22 protein-coding genes and 1 pseudogene are annotated in these 18,117 nt (G+C 60.7%); 13 read left to right on the top strand and 10 right to left on the bottom strand.

What is annotated here, in order from left to right; all coding sequences use genetic code 11:
• Positions 1 to 40: 40 nt before the first annotated feature.
• Positions 41 to 1,372, bottom strand: coding sequence for a PLP-dependent aminotransferase family protein (locus ACIP8I_RS24860; RefSeq protein WP_400764568.1), 1,332 nt, complete (start codon positions 1,370 to 1,372; stop codon positions 41 to 43).
• Between the two features lie 94 nt (positions 1,373 to 1,466).
• On the opposite strand from ACIP8I_RS24860, the gene ACIP8I_RS24855 reads away from it, so the two are divergent.
• Positions 1,467 to 2,360, top strand: a complete 894-nt coding sequence (locus ACIP8I_RS24855) for a DMT family transporter (RefSeq protein ID WP_400764542.1) — start codon at positions 1,467 to 1,469, stop codon at positions 2,358 to 2,360.
• Positions 2,361 to 2,464: 104 nt separating this feature from the next.
• On the opposite strand, the gene ACIP8I_RS24850 is transcribed toward ACIP8I_RS24855, so the two are convergent.
• The gene (locus ACIP8I_RS24850; RefSeq protein ID WP_400764541.1) at positions 2,465 to 3,910 is read right to left on the bottom strand and encodes a SulP family inorganic anion transporter; all 1,446 of its coding nucleotides are present in this window, start codon (positions 3,908 to 3,910) and stop codon (positions 2,465 to 2,467) included.
• 157 nt (positions 3,911 to 4,067) lie between these two features.
• Between ACIP8I_RS24850 and ACIP8I_RS24845 the strand changes: the two genes are divergently transcribed.
• Positions 4,068 to 4,370, top strand: coding sequence for a hypothetical protein (locus tag ACIP8I_RS24845; RefSeq protein WP_367084941.1), 303 nt, complete (start codon positions 4,068 to 4,070; stop codon positions 4,368 to 4,370).
• A gap of 6 nt (positions 4,371 to 4,376) precedes the next feature.
• Here the strand turns inward: ACIP8I_RS24845 and ACIP8I_RS24840 are convergent, their stop codons facing one another.
• Positions 4,377 to 4,835, bottom strand: a complete 459-nt coding sequence (locus ACIP8I_RS24840) for a GNAT family N-acetyltransferase (protein WP_367084942.1) — start codon at positions 4,833 to 4,835, stop codon at positions 4,377 to 4,379.
• 143 nt (positions 4,836 to 4,978) lie between these two features.
• Here ACIP8I_RS24840 and ACIP8I_RS24835 point away from each other — a divergent pair, with 143 nt between their 5' ends.
• Positions 4,979 to 5,620 (top strand): TetR/AcrR family transcriptional regulator, encoded by a 642-nt coding sequence (locus ACIP8I_RS24835; RefSeq protein ID WP_400764539.1) that lies wholly within the window; start codon positions 4,979 to 4,981, stop codon positions 5,618 to 5,620.
• Positions 5,621 to 5,906: 286 nt separating this feature from the next.
• Here the strand turns inward: ACIP8I_RS24835 and ACIP8I_RS24830 are convergent, their stop codons facing one another.
• Together ACIP8I_RS24830 and ggt are read right to left on the bottom strand one after the other, a co-directional pair.
• Complete coding sequence (locus ACIP8I_RS24830; RefSeq protein WP_400764538.1) at positions 5,907 to 6,440, bottom strand: cysteine hydrolase family protein; 534 nt, start codon at positions 6,438 to 6,440, stop codon at positions 5,907 to 5,909.
• A gap of 67 nt (positions 6,441 to 6,507) precedes the next feature.
• A complete protein-coding gene (gene ggt / locus ACIP8I_RS24825; RefSeq protein WP_400764536.1) occupies positions 6,508 to 8,235 on the bottom strand; it encodes a gamma-glutamyltransferase in 1,728 nt (575 codons plus the stop codon).
• 150 nt (positions 8,236 to 8,385) lie between these two features.
• Between ggt and ACIP8I_RS24820 the strand changes: the two genes are divergently transcribed.
• Positions 8,386 to 8,901, top strand: coding sequence for a methylated-DNA--[protein]-cysteine S-methyltransferase (locus ACIP8I_RS24820; RefSeq protein ID WP_400764535.1), 516 nt, complete (start codon positions 8,386 to 8,388; stop codon positions 8,899 to 8,901).
• Positions 8,902 to 9,028: 127 nt separating this feature from the next.
• On the opposite strand, the gene ACIP8I_RS24815 is transcribed toward ACIP8I_RS24820, so the two are convergent.
• The 4 genes and pseudogenes from ACIP8I_RS24815 to ACIP8I_RS24800 form a co-directional block, all read right to left on the bottom strand.
• Positions 9,029 to 9,619 (bottom strand): NUDIX domain-containing protein, encoded by a 591-nt coding sequence (locus ACIP8I_RS24815; protein WP_367084951.1) that lies wholly within the window; start codon positions 9,617 to 9,619, stop codon positions 9,029 to 9,031.
• 132 nt (positions 9,620 to 9,751) lie between these two features.
• Positions 9,752 to 10,774 (bottom strand): annotated as a pseudogene (locus ACIP8I_RS24810) (chitinase); the annotation flags it as partial.
• A gap of 40 nt (positions 10,775 to 10,814) precedes the next feature.
• Positions 10,815 to 11,450, bottom strand: coding sequence for a lytic polysaccharide monooxygenase auxiliary activity family 9 protein (locus tag ACIP8I_RS24805; RefSeq protein WP_400764534.1), 636 nt, complete (start codon positions 11,448 to 11,450; stop codon positions 10,815 to 10,817).
• A gap of 223 nt (positions 11,451 to 11,673) precedes the next feature.
• The gene (locus ACIP8I_RS24800; protein WP_108590489.1) at positions 11,674 to 12,111 is read right to left on the bottom strand and encodes a hemerythrin domain-containing protein; all 438 of its coding nucleotides are present in this window, start codon (positions 12,109 to 12,111) and stop codon (positions 11,674 to 11,676) included.
• Positions 12,112 to 12,258: 147 nt separating this feature from the next.
• On the opposite strand from ACIP8I_RS24800, the gene ACIP8I_RS24795 reads away from it, so the two are divergent.
• Entirely contained in the window at positions 12,259 to 12,684 is a 426-nt protein-coding gene (locus tag ACIP8I_RS24795) for a GNAT family N-acetyltransferase (RefSeq protein ID WP_400764532.1), read from the top strand.
• A 110-nt stretch (positions 12,685 to 12,794) separates the two neighbouring features.
• Here the strand turns inward: ACIP8I_RS24795 and ACIP8I_RS24790 are convergent, their stop codons facing one another.
• Positions 12,795 to 13,145: a hypothetical protein gene (locus ACIP8I_RS24790; RefSeq protein WP_007966590.1), complete on the bottom strand. Its 351-nt coding sequence runs from the start codon at positions 13,143 to 13,145 to the stop codon at positions 12,795 to 12,797.
• 134 nt (positions 13,146 to 13,279) lie between these two features.
• Here ACIP8I_RS24790 and ACIP8I_RS24785 point away from each other — a divergent pair, with 134 nt between their 5' ends.
• From ACIP8I_RS24785 to ACIP8I_RS24750, 8 genes are all read left to right on the top strand, one after another.
• Entirely contained in the window at positions 13,280 to 13,609 is a 330-nt protein-coding gene (locus ACIP8I_RS24785) for a DUF6388 family protein (RefSeq protein ID WP_007966592.1), read from the top strand.
• A 25-nt stretch (positions 13,610 to 13,634) separates the two neighbouring features.
• Positions 13,635 to 14,339 carry a YoaK family protein gene (locus tag ACIP8I_RS24780; RefSeq protein ID WP_400764530.1) on the top strand — a complete coding sequence of 235 codons (705 nt, stop codon included), beginning with the start codon at positions 13,635 to 13,637 and terminating at the stop codon, positions 14,337 to 14,339.
• Positions 14,340 to 14,560: 221 nt separating this feature from the next.
• The gene (tusD, locus tag ACIP8I_RS24775) at positions 14,561 to 14,953 is read left to right on the top strand and encodes a sulfurtransferase complex subunit TusD (protein ID WP_400764529.1); all 393 of its coding nucleotides are present in this window, start codon (positions 14,561 to 14,563) and stop codon (positions 14,951 to 14,953) included.
• A 1-nt stretch (position 14,954) separates the two neighbouring features.
• Positions 14,955 to 15,311, top strand: coding sequence for a sulfurtransferase complex subunit TusC (tusC, locus tag ACIP8I_RS24770; protein ID WP_047295096.1), 357 nt, complete (start codon positions 14,955 to 14,957; stop codon positions 15,309 to 15,311).
• Positions 15,311 to 15,604: a sulfurtransferase complex subunit TusB gene (gene tusB / locus ACIP8I_RS24765; RefSeq protein ID WP_007966599.1), complete on the top strand. Its 294-nt coding sequence runs from the start codon at positions 15,311 to 15,313 to the stop codon at positions 15,602 to 15,604. Before tusC ends, tusB begins: the two co-directional genes overlap by 1 nt.
• The gene (locus tag ACIP8I_RS24760; protein ID WP_400764526.1) at positions 15,601 to 15,936 is read left to right on the top strand and encodes a TusE/DsrC/DsvC family sulfur relay protein; all 336 of its coding nucleotides are present in this window, start codon (positions 15,601 to 15,603) and stop codon (positions 15,934 to 15,936) included. Before tusB ends, ACIP8I_RS24760 begins: the two co-directional genes overlap by 4 nt.
• Positions 15,933 to 16,934, top strand: a complete 1,002-nt coding sequence (locus tag ACIP8I_RS24755) for a glycosyl transferase family protein (RefSeq protein WP_400764524.1) — start codon at positions 15,933 to 15,935, stop codon at positions 16,932 to 16,934. Before ACIP8I_RS24760 ends, ACIP8I_RS24755 begins: the two co-directional genes overlap by 4 nt.
• A 91-nt stretch (positions 16,935 to 17,025) precedes the next feature.
• Entirely contained in the window at positions 17,026 to 18,027 is a 1,002-nt protein-coding gene (locus ACIP8I_RS24750; protein ID WP_400764523.1) for a glutathione S-transferase family protein, read from the top strand.
• Positions 18,028 to 18,117: the final 90 nt, after the last annotated feature.

Here is an 18,117-nt window from a genome sequence, read left to right as displayed (position 1 = left end):
CAAGCTCCCTCGCCACAGGGGTATTCACAGCAGGTGTTTTTTACAGATAAGCGCCGATGACCTTTCTGACGGTGATCAATGCCTGACGCAGGACATCCATCGGCACCGACCCCAACGCCAGCCGAATCGCGTGCGGCACATGCGCTGACACCGCGAACGGCTCGGCGGTGGTCACCGAAATCTGCTCGCGCATCAATTCCACGACAATCTGATCGGCACGCACGTCCTCCGGCAGCGGCAGCCACAGGAAATAGGAGGATGGATGACCGATGCAAGTCAGCCCTTGCAGCAACTCGGCGGCGAGCATTTGCCGGGCCTTGGCGTCGTCGCGTTTTTGTTGTTCCAGCAGGGTCACGGTGCCATCGTCGAGCCAGCCGCAAGCCATCGCGGTCATCACGCCGGGGGTGTTCCAGGTGGTGGCGCGGATGATCCGCTCCAGCGCCGGCACCGCGTGCAGCGGCGCGGCAATGAAACCGACGCGCAGGCCAGTGGCAATGTTCTTCGACAGGCCCGAGACATACACCGTGCGCTCCGGCGCCAAATCAATCAGGGTACGCGGTGGGTTTTCCACCAGAAAGGCGTAGGCCGCGTCTTCGATGATCGTCAGATCATGGCGGCGGGCGAGCGCGACCAATTGCTCGCGCTGTTCGATCGGCGTCACCCAACCCAATGGATTGTGCAGCGTCGGCATGCTGTAAATCGCACGCACCGAACGGCTGCGGCACAGTTTTTCCAGCGCCGCCAGATCCGGCCCGTGCTCACCGGGCGGGATCGCCACCACTTCCAGATGCAGCGCTTCGGCCAACACCTTGAAGCCGGAATACGTCAGCGCATCCGCCGCAATCACATCGCCGGGCTTGAGCAAGGCCATCAGCGTCACCGCTAACCCTTGCTGGGCACCGTTGACGATCAACACCTGCCCGGCATCGACGTGCACCCCGCGAGCCTGCAAATGCTGCGCAACCGAAGCGCGCTCATGCTGGCGCCCGGCGTGGGGTTGATAACGCAGCAAGGCTTCCAGATCACCGGACAGCGCCAACTGGCGTAACGCCGTCCGCAACAGGTCGGCCTGACCGGGCAGCGACGGGTAATTGAAATTCAGATCGATCATGCCGACCGCGACGTCTTTCTGATCGATGCCCTGCCCCGGCGCCAACGAGGTTTCGCGCACAAACGTCCCGCGCCCGGTCTCGCCGCTGACCAGCCCCATCGCCTCAAGCTCGGCATATACCCGCGACGCGGTGACCAGTGCCAGCCCAGCACTGGCCGCCAGTTCCCGGTGAGTCGGCAGTCGGGTTCCCGGTGCCAGACGCCCCGCGCGAATGTCCGCGGCGTAGGCGTCAACGAGGGTCTTGTAGCGCGAGCGCGGCATACTGGATGTATCCATGACAATTATTTGATTGTGCTGATTCTCGGCCCCAGGATGGCTCGAAAGCAACCCACCTTTTTTTTGAGTGTGACCTTGTATGGAACGGACTTCGAACCCGGTTAACCCGGCGCTGGAAAAAACCAGCGGCTGGATCAATGGCTTTATCGGCGTGGTGATCTTCAGCGGATCGCTACCGGCCACGCGTCTGGCGGTGCTGGAATTCGATCCGGTGTTTCTCACCGTGGCGCGCGCGGCCATTGCCGGCGTGTTGGCGGTCATTCTGTTGTGGATGTTTCGCGAACGGCGCCCGGCACGCAATCAGTGGTGGTCGTTATTGATTGTGGCGCTGGGCGTGGTGCTGGGCTTTCCACTGCTGACGGCGTTGGCGCTGCAACACGTGACGTCAGCGCATTCGATTGTGTTTGTCGGATTGCTGCCCCTGGCGACGGCGATTTTTGCCGTGCTGCGTGGCGGCGAGCGTCCGCGACCGGTGTTCTGGGTGTTCTCGATTCTCGGCAGCGGATTGGTCGTTGGCTTCGCCCTGTCACAGGGACTGACCGCTTCGCCCACCGGTGATCTGCTGATGCTCGCGGCGATTCTGGCCTGTGGTCTGGGCTATGCCGAAGGCGCGAAACTGTCGCGCGTGCTCGGCGGCTGGCAGGTGATCTGCTGGGCGCTGGTGTTATCGCTGCCGGTGATGGCCTTGCTCAGCCTGTGGCTGGCGCCCGCCTCGTTCAGCCACGTCAGCCTGTCGGCCTGGCTGTGCCTGGCGTACGTGGCGTTGTTCAGCATGTTGATCGGCTTTGTGTTCTGGTATCGCGGCCTGGCTCAGGGCGGAATTGCGGCAGTCGGTCAACTGCAATTGCTGCAGCCGTTTTTTGGTCTGGCGCTGGCGGCGACGTTGCTACATGAACAGGTGAGTGTCGGCATGCTGGTGGTGACGCTGGGCGTCATCCTCTGCGTAGCCGGCGCAAAGAAATTCGCCAGATAACCCCACCGCCTCTGTAGGAGCTGCCGCAGGCTGCGATCTTTTGATCCTGTTTTTTTTAAGATCAACATCAAAAGATCGCAGCCTGCGGCAGCTCCTACAGGGGATCAGTGGTGTTCAACGCCAGCGCGCTTGAGCAGTTTCTTGCAGCGCTCGGACAGATGAAACACCTGCAATTCCTTCCCAGCGTTGGCGTATCGCTCGCGCAAGGTTTTCAGCGCAGCAATCGCCGAATAGTCAACGAAGCTCAAATGCCGGCAATCCAGCGTCACCCGAGACGGATCATTGGCCGGGTCGAACTGGTTGAGGAACGGCGTGGTCGAGGCAAAGAACAGTGTGCCGTGCAGGCGGTAGAGCTTGCTGCCGTCGGCTTCCAGGTGCTCATCGGCGTACAACTCGCGGGCCTGCTGCCAGGCGAAATTCAGTGCAGCGATGATAATCCCGCAGAGCACGGCGGTGGCCAGGTCGGTGAACACGGTGATGGTGGTTACGGCGATGATCACCAGCACGTCGTTGAGCGGCACTTTGTTCAACACCCGCAACGAGGCCCAGGCGAAGGTCTGCTGCGAGACCACGAACATCACGCCCACCAGCGCCGCCAGCGGAATACGCTCGATCAACGGTGACAGAAACAGGATGAACAGCAGAATCAACACACCCGCCACCACCCCGGACAAACGCCCGCGACCGCCGGAGCTGAGGTTGATCACGGTCTGGCCGATCATCGCGCAACCGCCCATGCCGCCGAATGCGCCGGAGAACACGTTCGCCGCACCCAGCGCGACGCATTCGCGATCCGGGTAACCACGGGTTTCGGTGATTTCGTCGGTGAGGTTCAGGGTCAGCAGGGTTTCCAGCAGACCGACCAGTGCCATCAGAATCGCATACGGGGCGATGATGCGCAGGGTCTCCAGGTTCCACGGGATGTCCGGCAGCGCGAAGGACGGAAGACCGCCAGCGATGTGCGCCATGTCGCCGAGGGTGCGGGTTGGCAGGCCGAACAGGTAGACCAGCAGGCCCACGCCGAGGATCGCCACCAGTGCCGGCGGCACCGCGCGGGTCAGGCGCGGCAGAATGTAGACGATGGCCATGGTCAGCAGCACCAGCCCGGTCATCAAGTACAGCGGCGTGCCGCTGAGCCAGTGTTCGCCACTCTTGAAATGCTCCAGTTGCGCCAGCGCAATGATGATCGCCAGACCGTTGACGAAGCCGAGCATCACCGGGTGCGGCACCATGCGCACCAGTTTGCCCAGGCGCAACAAGCCGAACGCCATCATGATCAGGCCGCCGAGCAACACCGTCGCCAGCAGATACTGCACGCCGTGTTGCACCACCAGCGCGACGATCACCACCGCCATCGAACCCGCCGCCCCGGAAACCATTCCCGGCCGGCCGCCGAACAACGCGGTCAGCGTACAAATGATGAAGGCCCCGTACAGGCCCATCAGCGGGTTGAGATGCGCCACCAGCGCAAACGCAATGCATTCGGGCAACAGGGCAAACGAGGTGGTGAGTCCGGCCAGGACATCGGCGCGCAGACGTTTCGGTTTCATGGCTTACCTGACTGATCGGCCGACGAATGTGGCCGCTGATGTTCGTAAAAAGTGGGGAGCGGATGTTACGGAATAGTTCGGAATCGGGCCAGCGATCGCTGACACCCGTCGACGCACGATTTATGCTGACGCGCTTGTGCCTCCACCGAGTATGACCATGACTGCATTGCTGACCGCCCGCGACGTTTGCCAGCGCTTGCGCGAGGCTGCGCTGGGCGTGCTGTCCCTGCGGACTGCGGAGAAACCGGGCGATGCCGGCCTGGTTGCGGTCGATATCGAAGGCTGGCAGTTGCTGCTGGACTTTGAGGGCGGACGCTTGCACCACTGTGAACATTGCCGCTGCCCGGATGGCCGCGAGGGTACATTGGCGACGTGGCAGCGTTACGGCACCAATCCGGTCAACCTGCTGAGTACCTGGGAATTGGCACAGGTCGAGCGGTTGCTGACGCGGCAGCGTTGAACCCGATCAGCCCTGACGCAGATCGAGCATATAAGTGTAATAGCCGGTATCACGCACATAACCCAGCGACTCGTACAAACCCTGCGCCGTAAAGTTGTCGGTGGCAGTTTCCAGCACCAGACCTTTGGCGCCAGTCTGCAACGCAAAGTCGCGCGCGGTGTTCATCAGTAACCGCCCGACGCCGCGCCCCCGAGCGGCGGGCATGGTGAACAGGTCGCTGAGCAACCAGGTGCGATGGGCATCGATCGAGGAAAACGTCGGGTACAGCTGCACAAAACCCAACGCTTCGGCGTTTTCATTCTGGGCGAGAAAAATTGCCGATTCGTCGGCGGCCATGCGCTCGGCGACGAAGGCTCGCGATTGCTCAAGGTTCGATGGCTGTTGATAGAAACCGCGATAAGCGTCGAACAGTTTTGCCACCGCCTCCAAATGCGCCGCCGTAGCGCGCAGTGCCTTGATGGCCATGTTCCCTCCCCCGTTTTTTTTGATGATCGAACCAGCATAGCGCTCTTGAGCGAGTTAGCTGGCCTCACCGTTATATAGTTTTGTATATTGCGAAACCGAATTTGTCAGTATCTGCCCATGCCAACCATTTACATCGTGTTCCCATGAGTGCCATCCGCGTACGCAACGAACAACTGATCCTCGCCGCCGCCAGCGAAGAGTTTGCCGCCAACGGCTTCGACGCCACCCAGACCCGCGACATCGCCGCCCGTGCCGGCGTGCCCAAGGCCAACCTGTATTACTACTTCCAGACCAAGGAAAATCTCTATTCCAAGGTCCTGCTGGGATTCGTCGAACCGCTGCTGGAAGCCTCGGCGGCGCTGCGCGAAAGCGACGACCCCATGATCGGCCTGCGCGCCTACGTCGCCGCGCGCATCCGCATCGCCCGCGAACACCCGGCCATCGCCAAGGTCTTCAGCGGCGAACTGCTGCTCGGTGGACGTCAGCTACCAGACGAATGCCGCGACCTGCTGCACGCCGAAGCCCGACGCAACGTCGAATGCCTGCGCAGCTGGATCGAGCGCGGCTTGCTGGCGCCGGTGGATCCGGAGCACCTGATGCTGTTCATCTGGTCGGCAACCCGCACCTACACCAACATCGGCTGGCAGATGGGTTGCATCACCGGGCGCCCGGTGCCGCAGGATGAGGATTATCAGACGGCGGCGGAGACGATTACGCGGATGGTGCTGGAGGGCGTCGTGGCACCGCGGGTTGGGGAGATTCGTGGGGTTCTGTTTGCGACTTGAATAGTCAGGGCTGCTACGCACCCCAGCGCGAGCAAGCTCGCTCGCCACAGGGGATTTGGGCTGGGCATGGGAATCTGTTCACATCACCGGCCATTGTGGGAGTCAGCCTGCTGGCGATGGGGTCGGCACGGCTGGCATCTTTATTGACAGATCCACCGCCATCGCTGGCAAGCCAGCTGACACAAAGATGTGTGTTGTTCAAAGACTTTGTGATCCATGCCAAACCCTGTGGGAGCTGGCTTGCCAGCGATGAGGCCAGTAAGACCGACAGAGGAATTTTCGGGCCTCAGAAAATGATCCCGACTGCAGGTCTAACGTCGATGCGACCGGTAGCGCCGGTCAGGTGCGCCAGATCCTTGTTGTGTTCGGCGATGATGTCTTCGGCGCTCATGTTGCCGTTGTCGACGGTGGAGTGAGCGTCCGCGACGAGCACCACGTCGTAGCCCAGTTCGTGCGCCCTGCGCACGGTGGCGTTGACGCAGTAATCGGTCTGCAGGCCACAAATGATCAGGCGTTCAAAGTCTTCGCCGGGCAGCAGTTTGCCCAAATCGGTCTGGTAGAACGAATCCCGGGTGGTTTTGCGTACGCGCAGGTCCTGCGTTTCAGTCAGCAGGCCTTCAACCAGTTGCCAGCCTTCGGCACCATGGGCCAGCGGGCTGTCCTTTTCTTCATGCTGAATCAGCACCACCGGCACACCGGCCGCGCGCGCGCGAGTGCTGAGCTGGTTGATGGTATCGATGACGCGGCGAATGTCGAAGCACTGGTACTCGCCCGAGCAGAGAGTCTGTTGGACGTCGATGATCAGCAATGCGCTAGACATGATGGGTCTTCCTTGATCGATACTTGAGACAGGGGCCGGGCCTGAGCCCGCCCCCTTTTTACGCCTCTCAGTAGCCCAGCGACAACCCGGTATTGCGCCGTGGATCGTTGGCCCCGTAGAAACGGTTCTTGCCCACCGGTTTACCGCCCAGCGACGGCGCGCCGACCAGGATCGCGGCGATGTGGTTGGCGTCCTGCGGCCCGGCGAACTTGTGGCCCCAGCTCTCGAGAATCTTCTTCGTGTCGGGGCTGGCGGCGAAGTCTTCGAGGTTGGTTTCCTCCGGCATCCATTGCTGGTGGAAGCGCGGCGCGTCGACGGCTTCCTGCAGGCCCATGCCGTAATCGATGACATTGAGCATGGTCAGCAAGGTCGCGGTGATGATGCGGCTGCCACCCGGCGTGCCGACTACCATCACCACTTTGCCATCCTTGGTGACGATGGTCGGGCTCATCGACGACAGCGGGGTTTTGCCCGGGGCGATGGCATTGGCCTCGCCCTGCACCAGACCGTACATGTTCGGCACGCCGACCTTGGAGGTGAAGTCGTCCATTTCGTCATTGAGGATCACCCCGGTCTTGCTCGCCATCACCCCGGCGCCGAACCAGTCGTTGAGGGTGTAAGTCACCGACACTGCATTGCCCCACTTGTCGACGATCGAATAGTGCGTGGTGTTGTTGCCTTCATGCGGGGCGACGCCGGGCTTCAGTTCGGCGGAGATGCCGGCCTTCTGCGGCTGGATCGCGTTGCGCAGCGTGGTGGCGTAGTTTTTGTCCAGCAGATGCTCGATCGGATTCTCCACAAAATCCGGGTCACCCAGATAGCTGTTGCGATCGACATAGGCGTGGCGCATCGCTTCGATCTGGTAGTGCATGCCTTGGGCCGAATGGAAGCCCAGATCCTTCATCGGATAGCCTTCGAGGATGTTCATGATCTCGCAGATCACCACCCCGCCGGAGCTTGGCGGTGGTGCCGAGACCACGTGGTAACCACGGTAATCGCACTCAACCGGCGCCAGCTCGCGGGTCTTGTACTTGTCGAGGTCGGCCTGGGTAATGATGCCCTTGTTGGCCTGACTGGACGTGACGATGGCGTCGGCCACCCAGCCTTTATAGAAGCCGTCGGCGCCTTTTTCGGAAATGGTGCGCAGGGTTTTCGCCAGATCCTTCTGCACCAGTTTCTGCCCGACCTGCATCGGTTCGCCGTTGTGCAGGAAGATCGAGCCGGAATCACGCATGTCCTTCTTGAACACATCGGTGGCGTAGTCCAGCAGATCGACGTCGCCCTGCTCCAGCTCGAAGCCGTCTTCAGCCAGTTTGATCGCCGGGGCGATCATGTCCTTGCGCGGTTTGGTGCCGTACTTGCTCAGCGCCAGCTCCATACCCGACACGGTGCCCGGCACCGCCACGGCGAGGTGACCACGGGTGCTCAGATCCGGAACGACGTTGCCGTCCTTGTCCAGATACATGTTGGCGGTCGCCGCCAGCGGGGCTTTTTCGCGGAAGTCGAGGAAGGTCTTGCGCCCGTCCGCCAGTTGAATAGTCATGAAACCGCCACCGCCGAGGTTGCCGGCCGCGGGATACACCACCGCCAGCGCATAGCCCACAGCAACCGCCGCATCCACCGCGTTACCGCCGTTTTTCAACACATCAACGCCGACATGGGAGGCCAGGTGTTGGGCGGTGACCACCATGCCGTTCTCGGCGGCAACCGGCGCCACCGAAGCGGCGTGGGCCATCAGGCAGCTCAGTGCCAGTGAAGTCGCGATCAGCGTTTTGGCCAAAGGTTCGTACTTCATGAGTCGATCTCTTTTTTGTTATTGGATTCTGTGCAGAACAGAGGGGAACGCTGCAAAAGCACCTAGCAGTATGGTCGCTATTACGATTTGCGCCTCCCCGCTCAGGCAGTATGCTGAGTGCCGCTGTCCCGCCGCCCCGGAGTTTTGCCCATGTCCTACACGTTCATCACCCTGCCCTCACCGGTCGGCGAATTGAAGCTGGTCGCTAACGGCTTGCGACTGGCGGCCATCCTCTGGGAAAACGACAAACCGGGCCGGGTGCGCCTCGGTCCGATGAGCGAAGCGCCGGACAATCCTTTGCTGCAGCGAACCGCGCAGCAGCTTGAAGAATATTTTGCCGGCAAGCGTGATCGCTTCGACCTGGAGCTGGATTTCGTCGGCACCGATTTTCAGAAAAAGGTCTGGGCGGCGCTGCTGACCATTCCGTTTGGCGAAACCCGTACTTACAGCCAGATCGCCGAGCAGATCGGCAATCCCACCGCCGTGCGCGCCGTGGGTGCAGCGAATGGGCGCAACCCGATTTCGATTGTCGCGCCGTGTCATCGGGTGATTGGTGCGTCGGGGAAATTGACCGGGTTTGCGGGTGGGCTTGAGGCCAAAGAGCGGTTGCTGGTACTGGAGGGTGGTGAATGGTCTGATGTCGGTAGAACAGGCGACCTGTTTTAACCCTGCAAATGCCATCGTGTGGCGAGGGAGCTTGCTCCCGCTCCAGTGCGTAGCACTGGCAAAAACCTGGGGCCGCTGCGCAGCCCAGCGGGAGCAAGCTCCCTCGCCACAATGGATTGACGCTGAATCAGGTGTTGAAAAGGTTATTCATCGCCGCGTACTGCAACAGCATGATGGTCTTGGCATCGCAGATCTCGCCACGCTGGAACGCCGCCAGTGCTTCATCGAAGCCCCACTCGAGCACTTCCAGTTCTTCGGTTTCTTCTTCCAGGCCACCGCCCTCACTGACCTTCGACTTCGCGTCGTACTCGGCGATGAAGAAGTGCAGTTTCTCGGTCACCGAACCGGGGCTCATGTAAGCCTCGAATACCTTCTTCACGTCGTGCACGCGGTAGCCGGTTTCTTCTTCGGCCTCGTCGCGAATCCGCTGTTCCGGTGCAGCACCTTCCAGCAACCCGGCCGCTACTTCGATCAGCAATCCATCGTGACCGTTGACGAACACCGGCAAACGGAATTGGCGGGTCAACACCACCGTGCGTTTTTCGCGGTTGAACAACAGGATCGCCGCCCCATTGCCACGGTCGTAGACCTCGCGGGTCTGCCGCTGCCAGTCGCCGTTATTGCGCAGGTAGTCGAAGGTGATCTTCTTCAACAGGTACCAGTCGTGGGACAACACCTCAGTGTCGACAATGTTGACCCGCTCGGCTGTCTTGGTCATGACGCCTGATCCTTGTGTCATCGGAAAACGCCCATAGTCGATTAATCGCGCCCACAAAAAAAGCCCGGCAGCGCTACCGGGCTTCTTTATTTGCGGTTAACGGGCGAGGCGCGACAACGCGTCGTCCGTTTCCTGCTCCGCTGTTCGGGCGCAATGAATCAGCGGCCCATAACGCCGGCTGAACTCCCAGTTGTACGGCACGCGATCCTTGCTGACGCCGTTGTCCCAGTTCACCGACCAGGTCATCAGGCCCTTGATCGGCAGCCCTTTGATCGCCAGACGCTTGAGCGCATTGCCCACCGCGGTGCTGTCGATCACATAACCGGTGGCGGCCGCATCGACGTTGGCCGGCAGGCCGATGACGAATTTGTCCGCCGGGATTTTGCTGAAACCCCGGGTGCCGGTCACCAGACTTTCGGTCAGGTAATAGAGGAAGTCCTCTTTCAGCGCATCGTTGTTCTGCGCGATCCATGCACCATTGCCATTATTGGCTTCCGGCACCCAGACCCCGTCGCCGCCCTGGTTGTAGAACTGCGGCGCGATGAAGTCGTAATAGCCTTCCAGTGCCTGCAGGTAACCGACGTATTTGCCGTTGGTGGTCAGGTACGGAAACTCCGGGGCCATGCTGATGATGAAGTGCTTGCCCTGGCCTGCGTAGTGATCCTTGACCAGTTTCAGTGCAGCCGGCAGCACGGTCTTGTTGGCAGCGAAATCAATCGCGCTCTGTTCAAGATCGATGTCCAGCCCGTCGAAGCCGTAGGTTTCCACCAGACGGATGATTTCATTGGCCAGTGGTTGCTCCTGTCCGGCCCGCAACTCGATGTGCGCGTCGGCGCCACCCAGGGACAGCAGCACCGCCCGCCCCTGGCTGTTGAGCACGCCGACCTGACGCCGGAACTCGGCATCGGAGACGTTGTAGGGCTTGAAGGTCGGAATTCCGCTGCCCTTCATGAACGCCACCGCGACCACGTTGTACTCTTTGGGCACCGCTTCCAGAGCGATTTCGGCGAAACGGCCCTGACGGTAGCCGTCACTCTGACCCGCCGGCCAGTTGTGCCAGAAGCCCATGAGTATTTTTTTGCCGGCGATGCTCGGCATCAGCGAAGCCGCGTCAGCCGCCTGGTTTTGCACGAGTGTGAAGTCGATATTTGACATGTTCTAATCCTTCAGAACCTGTGGGTTGAGCGTAACGCCGTTATTTGAAGTCGACGTCGAACGCCTGATAGAACGCGTTACCGGTGTTGGCGACGATCCACATCAGCACGATGACGTGACGGCCCTTTTTGTTGGCCGGCAATTTCACCGAATGATTGACCTTGGCCTTCAGTTCACCCGGATAGCTGTAATACGGCACCTGAGTGTAGAAGTCTTCGGCGAAAGGCTGCGCTTCGAGCTGCGCACGGGAAATACGTTGCTTCGGATCCCAGCCATCCTTGGTGATCATCCAGCGGTAGCCGCGGGTGGTGTGCGGCGCGGTGTATTCCCATTTCACTTCCAGCGTCTGGCCCGGGGTGACACTGAGCAGTGGCCAGCTGAACGGACGGTTGAGCTTTTTGCTCATTTCCTCGTCGGTGAAGTTCACGCAGTCACGGGCATCGGTCTTGCCACCGCTGAGGATGTAACCGTCGGCAGGCGGCGTGACGCTGTCACTGTCGCTGCCATACGGCGCAGGAAAAGGCCCTGCCGTCAGCGCCGGGAAGTTCTTGCCGCCTTCCATTTCGTTGACCTGCCAGGCACCGAGCAATCCTTGCTCGATGGCTACCGCACCGCGGCTGGCTGGAGAGGTGACGCGACCGTGTCGCAGTTGGGTTTGAGCTTGTGGTTGGTTCATGTTTTTCACTCCGTTGATTTAAGAACTCTCCTGTCCGAGGAGAGGCCTTCAAGCTAACGGAGGTGGTTTTTTTGTCCATCGGCGGTTTTGTCGCAGTCAATCGGCGTCCCAAGCGGAAAACGCCGAAAATACTGGATGAATATACAGTCAATTGCGACAACGCCCACCTGACGCATGGCTAAAGGCCTACACGCCGGCACAGCAAAAACCTGCAATCATCCCCTCACTCCAGTTGTGCCTGGTATTCCTTTTCGTATTGTCCTGCGAGTTGCTCTTTCTGCTTTTCGTTGAGCAGCTTGCCGGCCATCTGGAAGAACTTCTGCTCTTCTTCCTTCAGATGGTGGTGGACCTTGTCCGACAGTTTTTTCGCGGTGGCCAGCCAGGCCGGGCTGGACATCTCGGTCTCGTCCAGTTCTTCCATCATCTCGTCCATTTCATGGTGCTCGGAGATGGCATGGCGACTGAGGTCGACACCATTGTCGAACTCCATCAACGGGATGTAGAAGTGGCGTTCTTCAGCGGTTTCGTGGGCCTGCAGCTCGGCTTTCAACTGTTTGTAGGCTTCAACCCGCTCCGGGGTGTCACCGCTGGTTTCGACCAGGGCTTTGGCGTAATTGCGCTGGCGGTCGTGGCTTTCGCGAAGGGCTTCGAAAATGTTCATGGAGGTTCCTCATCAACCGCGTTCGAAATGACGCTGTAAAAGCTAGACCCCGGCGCATCAGCGACGGTTCCAAAGGGTTGAGGATGTACTTGGAAGACGCTCCCCGGGCAGGATAGGCTGGCGGTTCACCTCACAAGGAAGTCGCCCATGACGTTGCGAATCGAGTTGTCGCAGAACCCCACGGAAGAGCAACGCAAGGCCATTCTCGAGCCTTTGATTGCCTATAACGACGCCCAGACCGGCGGCTCCAAGTCGGAGCCCTTCGCCCTGCTGGTGCGCGATGAGCACGACGCAATTCTCGGTGGGTTGTATGGCCGGGTGATTTTTACCTGGATGTACATTGAATTGCTGTGCGTCCCGGAACAGGGTCGCGGGCAACGCATCGGTTCGGAATTGATGGCCATGGCGGAAAATCTGGCCAGAGAAAAGAACTGCATGGGAATCTGGCTGGACACCTTCGATTTTCAGGCGCCGGAGTTTTACAAGAAGTTGGGATTCACGCAGTTTGGCGAGATTGTCGACTACCCGCCGGGGCATAGTCGGCATTATTTCCAAAAGCGCTTGATCGGTTGAATTCACTGGCCCTATCGCGAGCAGGCTCACTCCTACAGGATCGGTGGCGAACACAAATCCAGTGTGGGAGCCAGCCTGCTGGCGATGGCGGCAGCCGCCTCAGCGCATGATCAGAGACAGGTCGCCAACCCCGCCAATCGGCGCTTGGCAACAAAATCATCTTTCTGCGCGTAGTAATTGAGCACCGTGCCCGACGCATCGCTGGTCACATCGACAAACGACTCCGCCGAACGCGTGTACACGGTCGAGCCGCCCTTCTTGCCCGGTTGCAGGTACGCCCCGGCATCCACACCAAACACCGCTTCGTCCTGCCAGGCGAATTGCACGCACTGAGCCACGACTTTCTCCGGCTTGTCCGAGGTCAGAACCTTGTACGGGGCTTTGGTGCGAGAATCGTCCATCACCGAACCCGCGCAGCCGGCCAGCACGCTCGCGGCCAGCGCTACCATCAGAATTCGCATTGCATTCGCTCATTCAGAAAAAAGCGGACTGTATCACCGCAACAGGCAAAATCGTTCTGCTTTACTGCATTTATAGCGCGACACGCACCGGCCGCTCCGGCACCCTAGGGTCATCAGCCTCACAAGGAACCTACATGGCGCCCACCGACCAGCGACATGAACAAGCCCTGAAACTGTTTCTCGACGCACGCCCCGAATTGCGCGAAACCCTCGATCATCTCAATCCGCTGCTGGCCCAGGCCAAGGGCGAAACCCCGGCACAGTATCGTGAAGAACGCTTGCACGAAGCCTTCGAGGCCGAAGCGGAGAATCAAGGCCTGTTTGCCTGGGAACTGACCTTGCTTCTTACGGCGGCAACGCCCGAGGACTATCAGGCCCAGCGCATGGAGGTGCACCGCGAGGTGGCGGAAATGGCGCATATGAGCTGGGCGGATTACTGCGATCTGTATGGGTTGGAACCGTAACCGCCGCTGAAGGATATCGTCGCCGATGCTGCCCTCCACTTCGACTCACCGCGCCACTTCCGGGCATCTGCACCGGCAGAAATGGCGCGGGCGCATCGGTCTGGCGCTGGTGGCCAGCCTGTCAGTACTGGCCGGCATGACCGACGCGATCGGCTTCATGGCCAGCGGCGATTTCGTTTCGTTCATGAGCGGCAACACCACGCGACTGGCGGTGGCGATCAGTGACGGCGACCTCGGACTGACCTTGCGCCTGATCATCCTCGTCATCACCTTCGTGATCGGTAATGCCTTGGGGATCGTGATCGGGCGCCTCGGTGGGCGGCGCACATTGCCCTTGTTGCTGTGCATCGCCACCCTGCTCTGCCTGGCGGCCGCCTGGCCATATGACACGCAACTGCCGGCGCTGCTGGCGGCGATCATCGCGATGGGCATGCTCAATGCGGCGGTCGAGGAAGTGAACGGTCTGCCGGTGGGCCTGACCTACGTGACCGGAGCGCTGTCGCGGTTCGGCCGTGGACTGGGGCGCTGGATGCTCGGCGAACGGCGGAACGGCTGGCGGGTGCAGTTGGTGCCGTGGAGCGGGATGTTCATCGGCGCGATTCTCGGCGCAATGCTGGAACAGCATTTCGGGCTTCGGGCATTGTTCGCCAGCGGCTTGCTGGCGGCGGTTCTGGGTGTACTGACCTTGAGCATTCCGCGTCGCTGGCAACTCGGCTATATGCCCCGTTGATCGAGGTCTCACTCAAATCCCCTGTAGGAGCTGTCGAGTGAAACGAGGCTGCGATCTCTTGATCCAGCTTGTAAAGATCAACAGATCGCAGCGTGCCGCAGCTCCTGCATGGATTCGCCCCCTATGACCGATAGCAGCAGAAATCGGTGTGTGCAACTTGGGTTTCGCGGCTGCCTCGATAAAGCTTTATCATGGCCGCAGTTTTGCTGATCGAGTCCGTCATGAAGTTCGCCATCGCGCTGTTTTCCGCCGCCCATGCGCCCTCCTCGCGCCGCGCCCTGCTGTTCGCTCAGGCCGCGCTGGCTGGTGGGCATGAGATTGTCCGGCTGTTTTTCTATCAGGACGGCGTGTACAACGCCTCCGATGCGGTGGTCACGCCGCAGGACGAACTGGACCTGCCCAAACAGTGGCGCGCATTCATCAGCGAGCAGCAACTGGACGGCGTCGTGTGCATCGCCGCCGCCTTGCGCCGTGGCGCACTGAATGACGAAGAAGCCAGGCGCTACCAGCGTGAGGCGGTCGTGGTCAGCGCGCCGTGGGAATTGTCCGGCCTCGGCCAGTTGCACGATGCGGTGCAGGACGCCGATCGACTGATCTGTTTCGGAGGCGCGTGAGATGGCCAAATCCCTGTTGATCATCAGCCGCCAGTCGCCGTGGTCCGGCCCCGGCGCCCGCGAAGCGCTGGACATCGTCCTCGCCGGCGGCGCGTTCGATCTGCCGATCGGCCTGCTGTTTCTCGATGACGGCGTGTTGCAACTGGCCGCCGGGCAGAACGCCAAGGCCCTGCAACAGAAAGACCTCAGCGCCAACCTGCAGGCGCTGCCGATGTTCGGCGTTGAAGAACTGTTCTACTGCACCGACAGCGCCAGCGCCCGTGGCCTGAGCACGCTGTCGCTGGACGAAGCGCAGCCACTCGGCGCCAGCGAAATCACCGCCCTCATTGACCGTTACGACCAGGTGATCACCCTCTGATGTCGACTTTGCATGTGTTGTCTCATTCCCCGTTCGGCGACGAGCGCCTGAGCAGTTGCCTGCGCGTGATCGGCGCTGCTGACGCGTTGCTGTTATCCGGCGATGCGGTCTACGCCCTGCAACCGGGCACTGCGCCATTCGCTACGTTGAACGCACGCCGAGTCAAGCTGTTCGCCCTCGCCGAAGACCTGCTGGCCCGCGCCATCGTTGCTCCCGACTGGGCTGAAGCCATCGATTACCCGGCGTTCGTCGAACTGTCGATCCACCACGACAAGGTCAACAGTTGGCTATGAACTCGATGACTGTCGGCGCCCGCGCCATCGAACTGGACAAGGACGGCTTTCTGGTCGACCTCGACGACTGGTCCCAAGACGTTGCCAGCGCCCTCGCCGCTGCTGAAGATATCGACCTGACTGCGGAACACTGGGAAGTCCTCGAACTGCTGCGCAGCTTTTATGCAGAATTCCAGCTGTCGCCGGCCACGCGTCCGCTGATCAAGTACACCGCACTCAAACTCGGCCCGGACAAGGGCAACAGCCTGCACCTGAACCGACTGTTCAAAGGCACCCCTGCCAAACTCGCCGCGAAACTGGCGGGCCTGCCCAAACCGACGAATTGCTTATGACCGACTTTCCAGCGCTGACCCTCGAAACGCCCGCCGAGCACCCGTTCGCCCAATTCGTGCGGATCCTCGGCAAGGGCAAACGCGGCGCCCGCGACCTGACCCGTGAAGAAGCCCGGGAAGCCATGGGCATGGTGCTCGACGACAAGGTCGAAGACACCCAGCTCGGGGCCTTTCTGATGCTGCTGCGGCACAAGGAAGAAAGCGCCGAGGAAATGGCCGGTTTCACCGAAGCCTTGCGCGAGCGCTTGCAGGCACCAACGCTGAACGTCGATCTGGACTGGCCGACCTACGCCGGCAAGAAACGTCATCTGCCGTGGTATCTGCTGTCGGCCAAGTGCCTGGCGCAAAACGGCGTGCGAATCTTCATGCACGGCGGCGGCGCGCATACCGCCGGACGTCTGTACACCGAACAATTGCTTGGCGAGCTGAACATCCCGCTGTGCCGCACCTGGCAGCAGGTCGGCAGCGCGCTGGACCACGGCGGTCTGGCGTTCATGCCGCTGATGGACTGGGCGCCGCAGTTGCAGAAGATGATCGACCTGCGCAACACCATGGGCCTGCGCTCGCCGATCCATTCGCTGGCACGCATCCTCAATCCGCTGCGCGCTCGTTGTGGCCTGCAGAGCATTTTCCACCCGGGCTATCAAGCGGTGCATCGCGAGGCCAGCGGTCTGCTCGGCGACACCGCAATCGTGGTCAAGGGTGACGGCGGCGAGATCGAGATCAACCCGGATGCCGACAGCCACCTCTATGGCACCACGGGCGGCGCGAGCTGGGACGAGGAATGGCCGCAACTGTCGGACCAGCGCCACGTCAAACCAGCCACGCTGGACGTTGAACATCTCAAGGCGGTGTGGCGTGGCGAGGTGGTCGACAGCTATCCGCAAATGGCCCTGATCTCGACCATGGCCCTGGCCTTGCGTGGCCTCGGACAAAGCCGCGAGCAAGCGTTCGCAACCGCCGAGCAATACTGGGCGGCGCGCAACAAATCGATTTAACCGATCATAGACGCCCGATCTTTGCGCTTTTTGTTCGAACTCATCGGAATAGACTCGGCTCCAACGCTTATTGGAATCAGGAGTCTTGATCATGGGTTTACTCGTCGATGGCCACTGGCAGGACAAGTGGTACGAAAGCAGCAAGGACGGCGCGTTCCAGCGCGAACAGGCGCAACGCCGTAACTGGGTCACCACTGACGGCCAGCCTGGGCCGAGCGGTGAAGGCGGTTTTGCCGCCGAAGCCGGGCGCTATCACCTGTATGTGTCGCTCGCCTGCCCTTGGGCGCACCGCACGCTGATCCTGCGCAAGCTCAAAGGCCTGGAAAGCCTGATCGATGTGTCCGTGGTCAGCTGGCTGATGCTGGAAAACGGCTGGACCTTCGACAAGGCGCTTGGCTCGACTGGCGATAAGCTCGACCACTTCGACTTCATGCATCAGCGCTACACCGCCGACGCGCGGGACTACACCGGCCGCGTCACCGTGCCGGTGCTGTGGGACAAGAAGCTCAAGCGCATCGTCAGCAATGAATCGGCGGAAATCATCCGCATGTTCAACAGCGCCTTCGATGGCCTGACCGGTAACGAGCTGGACTTCTACCCGGCGCCATTACGCGGTGAGATCGATGCATTGAACGAGCGGATTTATCCGGCGGTGAACAACGGCGTGTATCGCGCCGGCTTCGCCACCTCGCAACAGGCTTATGAAGAGGCGTTCGATGAGGTGTTTGCAGAGCTGGATCATCTGGAGCGGGTGCTGGACGCCAACCGCTACTTGACTGGCGAGTACCTGACCGAAGCCGATGTGCGCCTGTTCACCACGATGATTCGTTTCGATGCGGTGTACCACGGGCACTTCAAGTGCAATCTGCGGCGGATCGCCGATTATCCGAACCTGTCGAACTGGCTGCGTGAGCTGTATCAGTGGCCGGGGATTGCCGAGACGGTAGATTTTCAGCACATAAAGAATCACTACTACGGTAGCCACAAGACCATCAATCCGACGGGGATTGTGCCGAAAGGGCCGAAGCAGGATTTCAGCGGGGCGCATGATCGGGCACGTTTGGCTGGCAAAGGAGTCTGGCGCAGGGGCTGAGATTTTTATTGTTTTTTTGGGGCCCCATCGCTGGCAAGCCAGCTCCCACAGGGATTTTGGTGATGCTGAAGATTGCAGTTTCAACACAAA

It is taken from the genome of Pseudomonas sp. NPDC088414 (assembly GCF_044753325.1).
Classification (GTDB): domain Bacteria; phylum Pseudomonadota; class Gammaproteobacteria; order Pseudomonadales; family Pseudomonadaceae; genus Aquipseudomonas.
This window is presented reverse-complemented; position numbering and strand designations above follow the sequence as displayed.